Source organism: Kitasatospora sp. NPDC096128, from assembly GCF_040303105.1.
Lineage (GTDB): Bacteria > Actinomycetota > Actinomycetes > Streptomycetales > Streptomycetaceae > Kitasatospora.
On the sequence record NZ_JBEOSP010000013.1, the window covers coordinates 55850 to 71475 of the forward strand.

At 72.2% G+C, this 15626-nt stretch carries 15 protein-coding genes; 3 read left to right on the forward strand and 12 right to left on the reverse strand.

Annotated elements, in window-relative coordinates; all coding sequences use genetic code 11:
* Positions 1 to 417: 417 nt before the first annotated feature.
* Positions 418 to 1083, reverse strand: a complete 666-nt coding sequence (locus ABTY61_RS16625; protein WP_350505709.1) for a DUF1707 domain-containing protein — start codon at positions 1081 to 1083, stop codon at positions 418 to 420.
* A 279-nt stretch (positions 1084 to 1362) separates the two neighbouring features.
* Between ABTY61_RS16625 and ABTY61_RS16630 the strand changes: the two genes are divergently transcribed.
* Entirely contained in the window at positions 1363 to 2406 is a 1044-nt protein-coding gene (locus ABTY61_RS16630; RefSeq protein WP_350505710.1) for a methyltransferase, read from the forward strand.
* An 80-nt stretch (positions 2407 to 2486) separates the two neighbouring features.
* On the opposite strand, the gene ABTY61_RS16635 is transcribed toward ABTY61_RS16630, so the two are convergent.
* From ABTY61_RS16635 to ABTY61_RS16665, 7 genes are all read right to left on the reverse strand, one after another.
* Entirely contained in the window at positions 2487 to 2939 is a 453-nt protein-coding gene (locus ABTY61_RS16635) for a GNAT family N-acetyltransferase (protein WP_350505711.1), read from the reverse strand.
* Positions 2940 to 2980: 41 nt separating this feature from the next.
* The gene (locus tag ABTY61_RS16640) at positions 2981 to 4039 is read right to left on the reverse strand and encodes a GNAT family N-acetyltransferase (protein ID WP_350505712.1); all 1059 of its coding nucleotides are present in this window, start codon (positions 4037 to 4039) and stop codon (positions 2981 to 2983) included.
* Positions 4040 to 4104: 65 nt separating this feature from the next.
* Positions 4105 to 5523: an MFS transporter gene (locus ABTY61_RS16645; protein WP_350505713.1), complete on the reverse strand. Its 1419-nt coding sequence runs from the start codon at positions 5521 to 5523 to the stop codon at positions 4105 to 4107.
* A 20-nt stretch (positions 5524 to 5543) separates the two neighbouring features.
* The gene (locus tag ABTY61_RS16650; protein ID WP_350505714.1) at positions 5544 to 6707 is read right to left on the reverse strand and encodes a GNAT family N-acetyltransferase; all 1164 of its coding nucleotides are present in this window, start codon (positions 6705 to 6707) and stop codon (positions 5544 to 5546) included.
* Positions 6704 to 7594, reverse strand: coding sequence for a nucleotidyltransferase domain-containing protein (locus ABTY61_RS16655; protein ID WP_350505715.1), 891 nt, complete (start codon positions 7592 to 7594; stop codon positions 6704 to 6706). The genes ABTY61_RS16650 and ABTY61_RS16655 overlap by 4 nt, the downstream gene beginning before the upstream one ends.
* Positions 7595 to 7654: 60 nt before the next feature.
* Complete coding sequence (locus ABTY61_RS16660; protein WP_350505716.1) at positions 7655 to 8563, reverse strand: nucleoside-diphosphate kinase; 909 nt, start codon at positions 8561 to 8563, stop codon at positions 7655 to 7657.
* Positions 8564 to 8646: 83 nt separating this feature from the next.
* Positions 8647 to 9390: a YqcI/YcgG family protein gene (locus tag ABTY61_RS16665; protein WP_350505717.1), complete on the reverse strand. Its 744-nt coding sequence runs from the start codon at positions 9388 to 9390 to the stop codon at positions 8647 to 8649.
* A gap of 421 nt (positions 9391 to 9811) precedes the next feature.
* Here ABTY61_RS16665 and ABTY61_RS16670 point away from each other — a divergent pair, with 421 nt between their 5' ends.
* Positions 9812 to 10924: an ATP-grasp domain-containing protein gene (locus tag ABTY61_RS16670; RefSeq protein WP_350505718.1), complete on the forward strand. Its 1113-nt coding sequence runs from the start codon at positions 9812 to 9814 to the stop codon at positions 10922 to 10924.
* Between the two features lie 65 nt (positions 10925 to 10989).
* Positions 10990 to 12015 (forward strand): SAM-dependent methyltransferase, encoded by a 1026-nt coding sequence (locus ABTY61_RS16675; protein WP_350505719.1) that lies wholly within the window; start codon positions 10990 to 10992, stop codon positions 12013 to 12015.
* 58 nt (positions 12016 to 12073) lie between these two features.
* On the opposite strand, the gene ABTY61_RS16680 is transcribed toward ABTY61_RS16675, so the two are convergent.
* The 4 genes from ABTY61_RS16680 to ABTY61_RS16695 form a co-directional block, all read right to left on the reverse strand.
* Entirely contained in the window at positions 12074 to 12835 is a 762-nt protein-coding gene (locus ABTY61_RS16680) for a metallophosphoesterase family protein (protein WP_350505720.1), read from the reverse strand.
* Between the two features lie 169 nt (positions 12836 to 13004).
* Entirely contained in the window at positions 13005 to 13691 is a 687-nt protein-coding gene (locus ABTY61_RS16685; RefSeq protein ID WP_350505721.1) for a response regulator, read from the reverse strand.
* On the reverse strand, positions 13688 to 14902 hold the full coding sequence (locus tag ABTY61_RS16690) for a sensor histidine kinase (protein ID WP_350505722.1): 1215 nt from the start codon (positions 14900 to 14902) through the stop codon (positions 13688 to 13690). Before ABTY61_RS16690 ends, ABTY61_RS16685 begins: the two co-directional genes overlap by 4 nt.
* A gap of 214 nt (positions 14903 to 15116) precedes the next feature.
* The gene (locus ABTY61_RS16695) at positions 15117 to 15605 is read right to left on the reverse strand and encodes a Fur family transcriptional regulator (protein ID WP_350505723.1); all 489 of its coding nucleotides are present in this window, start codon (positions 15603 to 15605) and stop codon (positions 15117 to 15119) included.
* Positions 15606 to 15626 lie beyond the last annotated feature (21 nt).

Sequence of the window (15626 nt, forward strand, 5' to 3'; positions counted from 1 at the left end):
GCCATTTATGGATCTGCACAGCCGCGGTGCGGGATTACCGCGGGATTACGCTGAATCGGGATTTCCCAATACCTGCAAAAGATCGAGCCCACCAGCCACAGGAACGTATCCAGCCCCGTTTGGGCGGCGCAACGTGGCAGTTGAACACTTGAACCGGCCATCCCGCGCTTCGGAATCGAGGAATCCGACACTCGATCCACCGGCCCGCACGGGAGCCGGATTGCATTGATTACCACGGCGGGCTATTCAGGTCCAGTGGTTCCTCCGGCGGACCGCCCGGTGACAGTACGGTGACCGTACGGGTCCGCTCGCAGCGCCCGTCACGGACACGGAGGGTGGCGCCCGGCCGCTGCGAGCCGGTCACCACCCTCCGCTGTCCTCCTGCGCCGGACCACCGTCCGGCCGCGCCTCAGGGCCTCAGAGCGCGCTCTCCCCGCGCATCCACTGTCCGAGCGTCCGACGCGGGTACCTGACCACCACGTCGCCGGCCCGGAGCCGCCCGGTCACGTTCACCCGCAGCTCGACCGGCACGTTCCCGTCGGACTTGGGCACCCGGATCTTGAGGTCGCCCCCGCCCACGTTGAGTTCGTGGGTCGCCACCACGATGCCCGGCCGGACCACGATGACCAGGTCGCCGCCGATGCTCAGGTAGACATCCAGGTCGAGGGTGTCGTGGGTGATCACCGCCTGGGTGAAGTCGAGCTTGACGTCGCCGCCGTGCATCCGCAGTTCCAGCCGGCGCGGAACCTCCCAGGGGCCCGTCCGCCGGAGGGTGCCGAAGCGCTGGTTGATCTCCACCAGGTCCTTGCCCCCTCGTCGGCCCACCTCGGCGCGGGAGACGGGGGTGGGCACGGGAAGGGGGGCGACCGGCAAATCGCGGGTCAGCCTGGCCAGTTCGCCGAACGTACGGGCGTTCAGCGCCGCCGTGAGGCGTTCGTCGAGCTCCTCGGCCGTGAGTCGGCCGTCCGCGGCGGCGTCGCGGAGGATCTCGACGACCTCGTCCCGGTCGGCGTGCGAAGCCCTGATGCCCCCCGCGGGCACCTCCCCGACGCTGTGACCGTCCGACGACCTGTCTTCCGTCATGTCACCAGCCTGATCTTCCTCTGGGAGATTCACGTCCAAACGGTACATGACAGTGCGTCGGCCCCCCACCGCAAGCCGGAGATCCGCCGCTGTTCAACTGGCGGGCGCTTCGCGTCCGGACCGGGCGCGAAGCGCCACCCGGTCCGCCGGGGCCGGTGAACTCACCTGACGGCACAGTGCAGTTGAACGACGCGACGCGGGGCAGTGGCCGCCGCTACCGTCTGCCGCAAGGACCGTCGTCCGCAACCCGCCATCGAAGCTTAGGAAGTGAACGGGGCCATGGGAACACCGCTGCTGGGTCTGGTCATGGGATCCTTCACCTCCGCCACGGTCGGCGCGGCGGCGCGCCTGGGCATCGCCGACGCCCTCGCGAACGGCCCGGCCACGCCCGAGGAGCTGGCCGAGGCGGTCGGGGCGGACCGCACCGCGCTCGTCTCCCTCATGACGGCCCTCACGGCGCTGGAGGTCTTCACCGAGGACGAGGACGGCCGCTACGCCAACTCGGCGCAGTCCGAGCAGCTCCGGACCGACCACCCGGAGTCGATCCGCCACCTGACCTCGCTGCTCTGCGGCCTCTACGGCCAGGCCGCCGCCGGCGGGCTCACCGAAGCCGTCCGGACCGGCACCTCGGTCATGCCCCACGTGTTCGGCGTCCCGCTCTACGAGTACCTGGACAAGGACCCCGAGACCGCCCGGATCTTCGACCTCGCGATGCAGGACTGGGCCCGTCCGATCGGAACGGTGCTGGCCGAGCACGTCCCGTTCGAGGGCGTCCGCACCGTGATCGACGTCGGCGGCGGCAACGGCACCCTCCTGAAGACCATCCTCAAGGCCCACCCGCACCTCCGGGGCATCTGCGTGGACCGCCCGGACACCTGCCGGCGGGCCGAGGCCGACCTGCGCACCTCCGGCGACCAGGACCTCGTCGAGCGGCTCGGCTTCCAGCCCGCCGACATCCTCGCCGAGGTCCCCACGGGCGGCGACCTCTACATCCTCAAGAACGTCCTCCACGACTGGAGTTCGGAGAGCGGCGTGCGGATCCTCCGCAACATCCGCCGCGCGATGGGCGCCACCGCCGGCGCCACCGCCGACGCCGTCCCGACCCTCCTGGTCATCGACCCCCTGGCCGAGCACGACTCCGGCGCCGCCTTCCGCAACGTCATCAAGATGGTCGTCGGCGAGCCCGACACCCGCGAGCGCACCGAGGCCGACATGCGCCGCGAGGCAGCCGCCGCCGGCCTCCAGGTCCTCTCCATCACCCCCTGCCCCGCCGACCTCAGCGTCACCGCCTGCACCCTCGCCCCCACCACCCCGACCGCCTGACCCGGCACCACCCGCCGGACGGGGCGGGCCGGCCGCCCTCGCGCGGCCGGCCCGCCCCGTCCGCGCCGGGTCGCCGCGGCTCAGGCGGTGTCGAACCGGTAGCGGTAGACGTTGGTCTCGCGGCGGGTGAACCCGGCCCGCTCGTAGAGCCGGTGGGCAGCCGTACGGCTGGGCCGCGAGGTCAGGTCGACCTGGACGGCGCCACGGCTGCGGGCGGCCGCCAGCGCGGCTCGCACCAGCGCGAGGCCGGCGCCCAGCCCCCGCGCGGGCTCGTCGACCACCACGTCCTCCAGCCTGGCGCAGACGCCGGTGGGCAGGGTCAGGATGACCAGGGTGAGCAGGCCGACGGTCCGCGTCCCGATCCGGGCGGCGAGCACCAGGTTGGACGGACAGTCGAGCACCTGCGCGAGCCGCACCGCGTCCAGCGGCGGCGAGTTCTTGTGCAGCTGCGGGATGAGGCGATTGAAGTCCTCGACGGTCTCCTCGTCGGCGCGGTCGACCCGGTCGACGACGGTGATGACCGGATTCGGCACGGCGGGTACCTCCTGGCAGGCATGGACGGGATGACGGGGCGTTACGGCAGCGGGATCAGATGGCCGCGCAGCGGTACGGCCCGGCAGCCCTGGAGCCGCTTGGTCGAGCCGTGCCCGATGCTGTAGTCGATGCGGTCCAGGTGCTCGCTCGACGCGCTGAGCATCGGCCCGTGGTAGGTGGCGGCGAGGTGTGCGAAGGGCGTGTTCCGGCCGGACTCGGTGGTGCCGGTGTAGACGTTCTGCAGGGTCCGGTTCTGCAGGACGAAGAGGCTGTGGGCGACGATCCGGCCCTCGCGCTCGGTGGTGTACAGCCGCAGGTCCGGGCCGAAGGTGTCGATCAGGGTGCGCAGCCGCCGCCGTTCGCCGGCCTCGTCCACGGGCTGTCCGTACCAGCGGACGAGTTCGCAGCGGCCTTCGATCACCTCCTCGAACCTGGCCGCCGGGTCGGCCTGTCCGAGTTCGGCGCCGAGGTCGGCCAGCCGGTTCAGCTGGCGGTTCATCTCGGCGCGGTGCCGCCGGCTGATCGCCTGCCGAAACCCCTCGGCGTCCGTCCAGGTGACCTCGCGGGCCGAGCGGGTGGTCAGGTCGAAGCTCTCGCCGCCGAGCGCCGCCACCGCCGGTTCGAGGACCGCCGAGCCCGCGGGGGTGGTGTAGAGCACGGTGACGGTGGCCAGGCCGGCCGACCGGGCCCAGGCGCAGATGCCGGCCAGGCACGCCCGCACCTCCTCGGGCTGCCCGGCGGCCGGGCCGACCGGATCCCCGATGTAGCCGGGAGCGGTCAGGACCAGCCCGGGCAGCATCCGCTCGGGGGCGTCGCCGAGCTGCGGCGCCACCTGACGGCCGGAGGCGTACACCTCCTCGAAGACGGGCTGGGGACCGCGCAGGATCAGCCAGGGGTTGTACGCCTCGTAGGCCTCCGGGTCCTCGACCACCGCGCCGACGAAGCCGACCGCATCGCCGAGGCCGTCCGGTCCGGCGTGCACAGCCGTCACCGGCCGGCCGGGCAACCGGCTGAGCATGGTGCTCAGCCACCGACCGCCCTGCACCACGGTGCCGGGGCGCAGGGCGTCCCAGCGTGCGGCGTGGAACGTGTCGGACACCGTCGTCGCCCGCATGTCTCTCTCGCTCTCTGTCGTTCTCTGTCGTTCTCGCGTTCCCACCCGGTTCAGCGGGCCGGGGCGGCGTCGGTGCCCGGACCGGCCGGGGTCGGGAGCTCGGCTCCGGCCGGCTCGGGACCGGCGTCCTGGGACGGGACGGTGGCCAGCCTTCGGATGCTCGGCGACAGCAGTGCCGCGAGGCTGACGCAGCCCGCCGCGACGCCCGCGGTGAGCGCGGCGTCGCCGGCGTCCAGGACAGCGATCAGCGGGCCCATCAGCAGTGCGCCGAGTGGCATCAGGGCGTTGAAGCCGAGCAGGGCGAAGCTGCCCACCCGGCCCATCAGGTGCTCCGGCACCTTGCCCTGCAGCAGGCTGGGGAAGAGGGAGTTGAAGAAGTGCAGGCCGACGCCGTACAGCACGGCCATCGCCAGTGCGCCGTTGCCGCCGCCGATCAGGCCGGCGGCGGCCAGCGAGCAGGCCATCAGCGCGAGCATCAGGTAGAGCGTCACCCCGAGCCGGCGGACAGTCAGCTTGACCAGGACGGCCGCGCCCAGCAGCGCGCCGACGCCCTGCAGGGTGTAGAAGGCCCCGAGCGAGCCGGCGTCCCGGGCGCCGTTCGGTGCCATCAGCAGGGGGACCGCGACGTCCAGCACCCCGGCGTAGACGGCGTTGGTGCAGGCACCGACCACGATGGAGATCAGCAGCCAGTGCACTCCGCGGACGTAGCTCAGGCCCTGGGAGACGTCCCCCAGCAGCTGCCGCAGCCGCCCGCTGCCGGCGTCCGCACCGTGCTTGTCCTCCGACGTCCCGGCCTGGTCGCCCTGCCCGTCCTGCCCGGCAGGCGCCGAATCGCCCTGCCCGGCGGATCCGGCAGGCCCGGCAGCCGTCGCCGCCGGCGCCTTGCCGATGGCCAGCAGCAGCACACCGGAGAGCAGGAAGGTGAGCGAGTCGAAGGCGAAGGTCCACGGCGCGCCGGCGAAGCTCACCAGGAACCCGCCGAGCAGCGGACCGCCGATCAGCCCGATCTGCTGACTGACCGACAGCGCCGAGTTGGCCGCGACCAGTTTCTCCTTGGGGGTGATCTCCAGCATGTACGCGAACGCGACCGGCTGGAAGAACCCGTCGGCGATGCCGATCAGCGCGGCGAGGACCACCAGCAGCGGCACGCTGTCCGTCCAGAGCGTGCTCAGCACGATCAGCACCAGGGTGAGGAACCGGGCCGCGTCGGCGGACACCATGATCCTCCGCCGCGAGCCGGCCCGGTCCCCGACCGCCCCGCCCACCAGGTAGAACAGCAGGGACGGCAGCAGCAGCACCGCCGTGGCCGTGGCCAGGACGGACGCCGATCCGCTGACGGTGATGATGTGGGTCGCGAACGCCGTCCGGAAGGCGTAGTCGCCGATCAACGACAGCGTCCGGGCCGACCAGTAGCAGCCGAAGCCGCGCTCGCCCACGATGCCCAGACGCCCTGTCGGTCCTGCTTGCACGGGCCTGCTCTCCCTCTCCGTCACTGTGTGTCCGAGCCGGCGGCGCCGCCCGGCCGCACCAGGGCGCCGGCCAGCGAGGCCGCGGCCTCGCGCGCCGGGCCGAGCCCGGCCGAGTCCAGCGGCAGGACGAACGAGGCCACCTCGTCCAGCCGGCAGCCCCGTTCGAGTTTGTTGGCCTCGGCGCCGTAGCTGAAGGACAGCTCCCGGCATCCCGTCCGGTACGCCTCCTCGATCGGCGCGTGGTAGCAGACCTCGAAGTACGTGCCGTCCGCCCTCGGATCGGCGTAGTCCGTCCCCGTCATCCAGGCGTGCCGGATGCCGCCGGCGTCGAGGAACAGGCAGAAGCCGACGGTCCGCCCGTCGGCCACCGCCAGCTGGAGCCGGCCGCGTTCGCCGAAGGACTCCCGCAGCGTGTGCAGCTGACTGCGCTCCCCGGCGGCGTCCGGCCGGCGTCCGTACTTGGCACGGTGCGTCATCCGCAGCCCGACCAGCTCCTCGACCAGCCGGTCGTCCGCGTCGCGCAGCAGCAGCTGCCGGACGGTGACGCCCTGGCGGTCCAGGCGCCGACGGATCCGGGCGACGCCCTTGCGGGCATCGCGGCCGAGCGAGGCCAGGTAGTCCTCGAAGGTGGTGCCGGGCAGTCGGAGATTGGCCCGCAGAGCGGTCGGCACCTCCAGGAAGGCGGCCCGGCGCAGGGCGGCGGACAGCTCCGTCTCCTCCGGCTGGACGTACAGGAACGCCACACTGCCCAGCCCCGCGGCCCGGGCCTCGGCCACCACCTCGGCGACGGCGCCGTCCAGGGCCTGCGCCGAGTGCCGCCCCGGGCCCAGCGGGAAGCACTCCAGCCCGGGGTAGGTCACCACCAGGGACGGGAACCAGTGCTCCGGCGCCGGCCCGGCCGCACGCGCCGCGGCCTGCCGCTCCAGCGCCGGCCGGCCCAGCGACCGGGCGCTGCCCGGCTCGAACAGCAGCCTCCAGGGGTTCTTGGCCTCGGAGACCGCACTGTCCTCGCTCACCGAGCCGAAGAACCCGACGTCCCGCCCGTCCCCGGGCTGGTGGACGAACCACCAGTGCTCCCCGTCGATCCGGTCGCCCATCCGGGCGAGCCAGCGCGCGGAGGCGAACAGCGGTGGCTCGGCGTCCAGTGCGGCCCACTGCGGCGGGCACTGGCCCACGGCTCTCATCCGCGGCCCGTCAGGCCCGGGCGCCCGGCCCACGCCCAGGACTCCCGGAAGGGCGCCAGCATGTCGATGACCAGCGCGGGGCAGCGCTCGTCGGGGAAGGACGCGTACAACTCCTGCGCCAGGTCCAGGACGAGCTCCAGCGCCTCCCGCCGCGGCAGCCGGTCGACGAACAGCAGCCGCTCCCGCTCGGCGAAGAGCGCCGGCACCCCGGGCGCGCCGGCCAGCGCGGCGGCCCGCCGCATCAGGTGCTTGCCGTCGTGGGTGATCCGGCCGAAGGCGTTCACCCCAGACATCAGCAGCGCCTCGGCGGAGCCCCGCAGCATCAGCTCGCGCGCGGGGGACTCCAGCACCGTGGTGTCCTCCAGCAGGCTCATCGCCCCGACGAAGGCCAGCGCGGCGGCGGAGGCCCGCACCACCTCGATGTCCACCAGGCGCCGCAGCCGGTCCAGGCGTTCGGCCCCGGCCAGCGGGATGCCGCTGTGCACGCGCTGCGCCAGGCGCAGTTCCAGGCCCTGGAGGTTGGGCAGGTCCACCTGCCCGCCGTCCGTCACCGTCCGCGTGACGTTGCCGAGGTCCTCCAAGCGCCCCTCGGCCACGTACTCGATGTTGACCGGCAGGTCCGCGACCAGCCCGTCGAAGCTGTCGCCGAAGATCGACGGGTGGTTGACCGTGCCGGGCACCCGGCGGGTGCGCGGGTGCCGGGTGAGCACCAGAACGTCCAGGTCGGAGGTGGGGTTGAATTCGCCCGAGGCGTACGAGCCGGCGAGCAGCACGGGCTCGTCCGGGTCGGCGTCGATCAGGTCCGCCACGGCCGGCAACTCGACGCCGCGCCGGGCGAGTTCGGTCCGTACGTGATCCGGCAGCGCTTCCAGCAGTGCCACGTCCATGGGAGTGTCCTCTCTAGCGGTCGGCGGGCGGCAGTGCCCGGCGCGGCCGCGCCGGGCCGGTCATCCGGCCACCTGTCGGCTGGCCCGCAGCGGCGGGAAGTGCAGCGAGGACTCCAGCACCACGCGCTCCCAGGCGTCCAGGGTCACGCCGTGCACGCGCAGGGCGGCCTCGGCGACACCGATCCGCATCGTGTCCGAGCTGCCGTCCGCGCTGCCGTGCTCGAACTCGCAGCGCAGGGTCGCCAGCAGTGCGGCCGGGGCGTGCCCCTCCAGCAACGCGGCGAGCCGCTCACCCGCTCCGATCACGCCGAGCCCGCCGGCCCCGGGGAAGGCGGAGCGGACCGCGTGCCGGACGGTGTCCGGCAGCTGCTCCCAGAGGGCCGCGAGCGCCCGGGTGCGGACGGCGACGAGCACCTGCTCGAAGTCCCGGTGCTCGGGGGTGTGCGGGGTGATCAGCCGGCACAGGTAGTCGATCTCCTCCGCCGCGCGCTCCGGGTCGGCGATGGCGTCCTGTTCGGTCAGGCCGAACACCGCGGCCTCCCGCTCGGACTCCACCGGGCCGTCCGAGCTGTGCATCAGCCCGACGATGCTGTTGATGGCACCGAAGTCGCGCCGCAGGGTGCCGTGTTGGGCCTGCTCCGGGTGCTGGTAGCCCTTGCGGCGGGCCAACTGCCCGTGCACGTCCGTCTCCTGCCCGTCCCCCTCGTAGCGGCAGATCAGCGCGACCGCGGGCCCCAGCTCCAGCACGGCGTCCACCAGCCGGTAGCGCCAGGTCTGCCACTGGCCGGCGATGAGGTCGGCGTACAGGTCGTCGACCAGCTCGGGGTCCGCGTCGATCGCCCGGGCCGCGACCGGCGCGAACCCCTCCTTGCGAAGGCGCGCCACCATCTCGCCGTGGACGCCCCGGTAGACGGCGTCCGAGCTCAGGAGGACGAAGACATGGCGGGACCAGAAACCTGGAGCGGGCACTGAGCAACTACCTTTCAGCCGAACGGCGGACGGGGGGTGCGGACAGGGTCGGCGCTCGGCCGGTGCGGCCGGGCCCGTAGGCCTCAGTGGGCGAACGGGCAGGGCGAGGAGTCGACCGACTGGTCGTCGGGAAGCACGTACTGACGCCACTTGTGCGCCGAGGACAGCAGCGGATCGCCGAGGTACGGGTGCGGCGGCACTTCGTCGTAGTCCAGCAGCCGCTCGCGGATCCGCTTCTTGGCGGCCTTGCCCGCGACGGTGGAGCCGCCGAGGCCCTCGAAGACCCGCCTGGTCTGGAAGATGACGGTCAGGCAGGGTCCGAGGTTGCGGCTGCGCCGGTGCCGGTAGCCGGGGCTGCCGGCGAAGATGAACCAGGGCTCACCTCCGAAGCACCACTGCCAGCGCGGGTCGCTCGCGTCCTTCGGGACGTCGGCCGGCCAGGGGGCCTGGTCGAGTGCGCTGAGTTCGTTGAGCAGGTCCCAGAGCCGGGTGCCGTGCGCGGCCAGATCCGCCTCGGGCTCCGGTGGACCGATGAAGGCGATCAGGGTCTGGCGCTTGACGCCCGACCAGGCTCGTTCCCGGAATTCCAGCAGGGTTCGACCGAGCTGGTCGACACCGTACTCCCCGGGGTACTGCGGATCAACGACGGTGCACGAATTATGTCCGCGCTGCTCCCCCTGCGTACCGAAATGACAGGGATAGTCATCGGCCGGATCGAGAAGCTTGCCGACAAGAATGTCCCAGACCCCTGGGAGCCAGTCGACGGATTTCCCGGACGGCCGCGCAGAACAATCATCAGGGGTGGACCAAAGAGGAATATCGGACATCTCTACCAGCTCCCCCGTTCTTGCAGCACGCAAAGGAACCCGCCGCCGCTGATGCTTGATCAGAACATCACGGCTGTTCGAGTCCTGTCAAGGATTGATCTTGGGAGTCCAACATATCCCCAGTTCAGAACACTTTATCCCCGACGTTCAGTGAGCCCGCCGGACCGAACGCCAGATGAATTCGGAGCGAAACATTCCGCTTGAACTCCCTGGACAGTGCTCGAAGGTCCATGCAAACATCAGTGCCTGTTTCGGCCGAAGTGCCGATCCACACCTGAACGAAGAACGGGGGATCCAGGTGTCTTTGGACGACCAGAGGCCAAAAACTCCTGTGGTGCTTCTCGACCGAATCGGATACGCCTTTTACCGGGATTCCGAGGGGCGCTCCTTCCTGCCCGCCGACCGATTCGACGTACGACTGGTGACTGCACTCGCCAAGGCCGCCGAAGCGAACGGCGAGGAACTGGAATCGGTGCTCGCCGTCGACGGCCACGACGAACGGGCGCTCAGCGAAGCCGTCCGCTTCCAGAGCACCTTCGGCGGGCGGCGGGCCGCGCGCCTGGTCGCCGTCACGGAACGCTTCCTGCTGCTCGCCGCCCGACTGCGTGAGGAACTCGGCATCCCGGGACAGCGCGTGCCGCAGACCCTGCCCTTCCGGGACAAGGTCGTGATGAAGGAGCACCTGGCGCGACACGGCATCAGGGTGCCGGCGTTCGCGCCCTTCACCGAGACGGCCGCCCGCGAACTGCTCCGCTCCCATCCCGCCGTGGTCGCCAAGCCGCGGCTGGGCACCGGCTCGACGGAGATCACGGTGCTGCGCGGCGAGGCCGACCTGGCCGCGTTCACCGCCGCCCATGCGGACCGACTCGCGAACTTCGAGGTCGAGCAGTTCGTCACCGGCCGGCTCTACCACGTGGACAGCATGGTCGAGGACTCCAAGCCGGTCGCGGCGATCGCCGGCGGATACATCGACGAGACCACCTCGTACGAGCGGCTGCTCCCCTGCCGGGACGTCGGCGTACCGCCCGGCCCGCTGCTGGACACCCTGCTGGACTTCAACCGGCGGGTGCTGGAGACCTTCCCCGGGTTCACCGGGGTCACCCACCACGAGATGTTCGTCGCCGAGGACGGCGAGGTGTACCTCTGCGAGATCGCTGCCCGGGCCGGCGGCGGCGGCGTCATCGCGGGCTTCCTCTCCCGCACCGGGGTCAACCTGGACGAGGCGATGATCCGGGCGCAGCTGGGCGAACCCCTGCCCACGACCGAGGGGCCCGCGGACCACCTCACCGGGTTCATCGTCATCTACGCCGGTCCGGGCACCCTCCGCGAACCGCTGACCGCGCCGGACGAGGCCTGGGTGCTGGAGAGCCAGATCCTGGCGGAGCCCGGTACGGCGCTCACCGGACCGCAGAACTGCAACGACGCTGCGGCCATCGTCTCGGTCCGCGGCGACTCGCCGGAAGAGGTCGTGCGCCGGCTCGACCAGGTCCACGCCCACATGGCCGCGGCCCTCGGCTCCATCTCCGCCGGCTGACCGCCCCCCATTCCGGCCCGGCGTCGGCGAACGGCCCACTCTGTCGAACGAAGGGAAGCCCCCACATGTCAAGCCCCCAAGAGCGCGTGCTCACCCCGGCCGACTGGACCACCGGCCCAGTGGCGGACCTCTACTCCTCCTATGTCGCGGCCGCCGCGCTGTCCGCGGCCCAGGAGCTCGGTCTGCTCGACGAACTCGCCGAGCAGGGAAAGACCTCGTACGGCAACGGTGACCACCCGGACCTCGACGACGGGGTGGTCCGCACCATCCTGCGCGCGCTGCACTGGGCCGGGGTGGTCGTGATCGAGGAGGACGGCCCCGTCCTGACCGGGCCCCGCTTCGCCGAGGCGTACGCGGCCCGCGGCTACTTCTACTGGCTGGTCAAGGGCTGCGGTGAGCTCTTCAGCATCGCGCCGCAGGTGGCGAAGACGGAGAACAGGGTCGGGGACTTCTACCACCGTGACATGCGGGCGGTTGCGATCGGCTCGCGGATCATCGGCGAGGAGGAGGTGGAGCGGCTCTTCGACCGGGTCCTGGCCGACCGCCCGCCGCGCAAGGTCGCCGACCTCGGCTGCGGCTCCGGCCAGCGGCTCATCCGGATCGCGGGCAACCACCCGGAGGCGAGTGGCGTCGGCGTCGACATCGCCCGTGCCTCCGTCCAGCTGGCCTCCGAGTCCGTGGCCGCCGCGGGCCTGGCCGACCGGATCACCATCCACCGCGGCAACGTCCTGGAACTCGACCCGTCCCCGGCCTTCACCGACGTCGACACCATCACCTGCGTCTTCATGGGGCACGACTTCTGGCCGTACGACAGCTGCGTGGCGACACTGCGCGCGCTGCGCGCGGCCTTCCCCCGCGCGGAGCGGCTGCTGCTCTGCGACGTCGTGCGCACCACCGAACTGCCCGGGCCCGACACCACCGTGTTCACCCTCGGCTTCGAGGGAGTGCACGCGCTGATGGGGGACTACCTGCCCACCCTCGACGAGTGGCGGCAGGCGTTCACCGAGAGCGGCTGGGAGTGCCGCACGATCCACCCGACCGTCACGCCGCCGAACGGCCACTTCTTCGAGCTGGTCCCGTCGGCCGGCTGACCCGGGGCACGCCGTGGGGTGAGCCGCCGCGCCGCCCCACGGACCCCCCGCCACAGCGTCAGGGCGTCGGCCCGCGGCCGTCGTGCGGAGCGAAGATCCCGAACGCGTCGTGCTCGGTGGTCCGCGCGTTGAGGCAGTAGTCCGCCCACTCGGCCGCCTGGTGGAAGGCGGAGCCCTCGGCGATCCGGGCCGCCGCGGCGTCCACGTCGAAGCGGGTCGAACGCAGCTGGACGCCTGGGCCCAGCAGGGCCCAGTGCGCGCCGGCCCGCCCGTACGGCATGCCGAGACTGCCCGGGTTGACCACCAGCCGGCCCAACGCCAGCCTGGTGTACGGCATATGGGTGTGCCCGCAGACGACGGTGGTGACGGCCGGGTCCACCCCGGCGAGGACCTCACCCCAGCGCTCCAGACTTGAGTCGACCAGCACCACCTCCTGATCGTCCCGGGGCGTCGCGTGGCAGAACAACACCTCGCCCAGCCCGCGGACTTCGAGCGTCAGTGAGGTGGGCAACCCCTCCAGCAGATCGACCTGGTCCTCGCGCAGCTGCTCCGCCGCCGAGGGGGCGATCGGGTCCGGGATGGAGGCTCGCAGGCCGCGCCGGTACTCGACCAGCTCGCGATCGGCGTTGCCGCGGATCCACGCCACCCGGTCACCGAGACCGGTCAACAGGTCGAGCACCTCCACCGGTTGCGGCCCGCACGCGATGTCCCCGGTCAGCACGATCAGATCCGCCTCCCGCACCTCCCGCTCCGCCAGCACGGCCTCCAGCGCGGGCAGTACACCGTGGATGTCGGACAGCACAGCTACCTGGCTCACCATGACAGCCAGTATGCGACACGGCACTGTCCCGGATGGGGTGGTTCGTGGAACGACCACGGACCGGGCGGCTCACGCGGGACCGGCACCCCGGCTCGCCGACTCTCGGGCAGAGCAGCAGCGCGCCCGGGGCGGCGAACCAGTGGTCGGCGCTCGTTCCGCTCACCCCGCCCTACCGACTACGCGGCACGAGACCGTTCTCATAGGCGATGATCGCCAGGTGGACGCGGTCCCTGGCCTCGAGTTTGGCGAACAGACGCGCGACATGGGTCTTCGCCGTCGCCGCGCTGATCACCAGCCGCTCGGCTATCCCGGCGTTCGACAGTCCCTGTCCGACCAGTGCCAGCACCTCGCGCTCCCGGTCGGTGATCCCCGCGATGGGACTCGGGTCCGCGGCGGGCTCGGCGGCCGGTTCGGGGGCCGCAGGGGTGGCGGAGGTTCCGGCGAAGTCGGCGATCAGCCGTCGGGTGACGCTCGGCGCGATCAACGCGTCGCCGGCCGCCACCACGCGGATCGCTTCCAGGATCGTGTCCAGGGCCATGCTCTTGAGCAGGAATCCGCTGGCGCCGGCGCGCAGGGCGCCGTAGACGTACTCGTCGTCGTCGAAGGTCGTCAGCACCAGCACCTTGGGCGGGTCCGGCTCGGCGGTCGCCTGCCGGGTCGCCTCGATCCCGTCCATGCCCGGCATCCGGATGTCCATCACCACGACGTCCGGCCGCAGCTCACGCACCAGGCGCACCGCCTCGCGGCCGTCGCCGGCCTCGCCGACCACCTCCAGGTCGTCGGTGTCGCCGATCAGGATCCCGAGCCCGACCAGCATCAGCGGCTGGTCGTCGACCAGCAGCACCCGCACGCTCATGCCGGGAGCCTCGCCGTCACCCGGAATCCGCCCTCCGCACGCCGGCCCGCGCTGAACTGGCCGGACAGCAGCGTCACCCGCTCACGCATGCCGAGCAGTCCGAAGCCGCTCCCGCCGGCCGCCGCCGAGTGCCTCGGACGGCTGGGCCCGCCGGAACCGTCGTCCCCGTCGTCCACCACCTCGATCCTCACTCCCTCCGGCTCGTAACCGACCGCGACCCGGCATGTTCGCGCCCCGGAATGCCGCACCACGTTGGTCACCGACTCCTGGATGATCCGGAACGCCGACAGTTCGATCTCCGGCGGCAGCGGACGCCGCTCGCCCTGCCAGCTCACGTGGACCCGCACCCCGGCGCCGGCCGTGCGTTCGGCGAGCAGCGGGACGTCGGCCAGGCTGCCGGCCGGCGCCAGCGGAGCGGCCTGCGCCATGGCGTCGTCCGGCTCGGCGCGGCGGAGCGCCCCGAGCATGCGCTGAAGCTCCAGCAGCGTCTGGCGGCTGGTGGTCTCGATGCCGGTCAGCGCCTGCCGCGTCTGCTCGGGCTTGGTCTCCACGACCCGCGCCGCCGCTCCCGACAGCACCGTGATGATCCCGATGCTGTGCGCGACGCTGTCGTGCAGCTCGCGGGCGATCCGCAGCCGCTCGGTCACGACGGCGCGGGCCGCCCTCTGTTCCTGCAGGGCGGCGAGGTATTCGCGGCGTTTGCGGTACACCCCCGCGAAGACCCACGCGACCGCGCACCAGAACGCGGCCCCGCCGGCCCACTGGGCCGCGTCGCCGACGGACTGCCCGGGGGCATGGCTGTCGTGGACGAACACGGCCGCGACGCCCGCGACGGAGCCGACGGCGACGGCAGCCTTCGGCCGCCGGACGGCGAGGTGGCCACCCAGGACGGCGAGCAGGAGGAACACGATCCAGGGCCGCACGCCGAAGAGGTCGCCGAGGACCGTCTCGCCCAGGATCACCAGGAAGACGGTCGCCGGCCTACGGCGCATCAGCAGCAGCGGAAGGGCGAGCAGGACGCACAGACCCGTCATCTGGATCTGGCAGGGCCCGAGGCCGGGAAACCGGAACAGGCCGTCGTGGTGCGGAACCTGAGCGATCGACCGGCAGAGCATCACCGCGTACAAGCAGGCGGTGGCCGGCACCACGGCCTGTGACATCAGCCAGGTCACGCGCTTCGATGTCGAGCGACGCTGGAGCAACTGTTCCATGCGGAGATCGTATTCAGGGGTGTCGGCTCTGCGCGTCGCCCCGGGGATGTACGCCGGATACGCCCCCGGGCCGATGGCCTGCGAAGTGGTGCCGTCCGTCGGCCGAAGCGGTCGGGTTCAGGACGACCGGAGGTGTCCTCGGTGAGGTGGTCGAGGACGAGGGGCACCGTCGACGCCGACCTCGCCGAACTCGTCGACCGGGGTGGGCCGCCGGTCAGCCGGTGGTGCGGCAGTCGGGGCACAGGCCCGCCAGCTCGACGGTGTGGTGGACCTGGTCGAAGCCGGATACCGCGGCGATGTGCTCGGCCCAGGCCTCGACGGCCGTGGAGTCGACCGGCAGGCTGAGCCCGCAGCTCCGGCAGATCAGGTAGTGCCGGTGGTCCGGGCCGGGCCGGTAGCGGAACAGCCGCTCGCCATTGGCATCGCGCACCATGTCGGCACGGCCGACCTGCGCGAGTGCGCTCAGGGTGCGGTAGACGGTGCTCAGGCCCACCCGCGAACCGGCCTGCACCAGCCGGGCGTGGAGCACCTGGGCGCTGACGAACTCCTCGGCCCCGGCCAGCGCCCGCAACACCTCGGCCCGGCGCGGCGTGGGCCGTCCGAGCAGTCCGACGTCCCCGTCGACCGGGTGCGCGGGCCTACCGCCGGGCCGGCCTCCGGGCCTACCGGCGGCGACCGCGGCGTTCGGCTTCGGGTCGCTCATGCTCTCCCCCGTTCCACGTCC

Excerpts from the sequence above, each read along its gene's own strand:
- ABTY61_RS16690 (WP_350505722.1), bottom strand. The coding sequence starts at position 14,902 with ATGGAACAGTTGCTCCAGCGTCGCTCGACATCGAAGCGCGTGACCTGG.
- ABTY61_RS16675 (WP_350505719.1), top strand. The coding sequence starts at position 10,990 with ATGTCAAGCCCCCAAGAGCGCGTGCTCACCCCGGCCGACTGGACCACC.
- ABTY61_RS16625 (WP_350505709.1), bottom strand. The coding sequence starts at position 1,083 with ATGACGGAAGACAGGTCGTCGGACGGTCACAGCGTCGGGGAGGTGCCC.
- ABTY61_RS16680 (WP_350505720.1), bottom strand. The coding sequence starts at position 12,835 with ATGGTGAGCCAGGTAGCTGTGCTGTCCGACATCCACGGTGTACTGCCC.
- ABTY61_RS16630 (WP_350505710.1), top strand. The coding sequence starts at position 1,363 with ATGGGAACACCGCTGCTGGGTCTGGTCATGGGATCCTTCACCTCCGCC.
- ABTY61_RS16665 (WP_350505717.1), bottom strand. The coding sequence starts at position 9,390 with ATGTCCGATATTCCTCTTTGGTCCACCCCTGATGATTGTTCTGCGCGG.
- ABTY61_RS16685 (WP_350505721.1), bottom strand. The coding sequence starts at position 13,691 with ATGAGCGTGCGGGTGCTGCTGGTCGACGACCAGCCGCTGATGCTGGTC.
- ABTY61_RS16650 (WP_350505714.1), bottom strand. The coding sequence starts at position 6,707 with ATGAGAGCCGTGGGCCAGTGCCCGCCGCAGTGGGCCGCACTGGACGCC.
- ABTY61_RS16695 (WP_350505723.1), bottom strand. The coding sequence starts at position 15,605 with ATGAGCGACCCGAAGCCGAACGCCGCGGTCGCCGCCGGTAGGCCCGGA.
- ABTY61_RS16655 (WP_350505715.1), bottom strand. The coding sequence starts at position 7,594 with ATGGACGTGGCACTGCTGGAAGCGCTGCCGGATCACGTACGGACCGAA.